This is a genomic window from Staphylococcus sp. EG-SA-2 (assembly GCF_017152085.1).
In genome coordinates this window covers 1-569 of the sequence record NZ_JACYHC010000052.1, presented here as the reverse complement: position 1 = coordinate 569, position 569 = coordinate 1, and the positions used below count along the sequence as shown (strand labels likewise).

Genomic DNA, 569 nt, shown 5'->3' with positions numbered 1-569 from the left:
GTTACGTGACTCAAAAACGTTGGTGGACAATGAACTTGATCTTAGGTTTCGTCTACTTTATTATCTGGATTGGTTTAGGATCACTTTGGATGAAAGTAATTGGTATATTTTAAAATATTTAAATTAGCGCTCGAATCTCATTGATTTGGGCGCTTTTTAATTTGTATTTAAAATCAACCTTTGCTAAATCAAGACTCCCTTTTTAAAATACGTTTATCCTTTAAATCATTGCGTGCTTCACTAAAAATCTATATAACGCTTTAAATCATTGCGTAACATCACAGAAAATACATTTCTGTATAAACGCGCTTCGTTGATTAACATTACGTATGCCCTCATAAATCATGAAATTAAAAACACCTTCGTTTAAATTCATTTTAAGTGCGAATTCAACGAAAGTGATTTATTTCATATTTAATGTTTCAAATTTATACAGCTGTCGCTGTTACTGCACACATACCTCAGTCTCACCTTATCATGACACAAAGGATATTGAAAACACGTATAATTATCTTTCCTCGTATTTTATAGGGTTTTTGCGACCGGATGTTTCTTCAATTTAATGTATT

1 protein-coding gene is annotated in these 569 nt (G+C 31.3%); it reads left to right on the top strand.

All coding sequences use genetic code 11. The features are described from left to right. Nucleotides 1–113, top strand: a 113-nt coding sequence (locus tag IDG60_RS21645) for a hypothetical protein (protein WP_241013313.1), incomplete at its 5' end; no start/stop codon positions are given. Nucleotides 114–569: the final 456 nt, after the last annotated feature.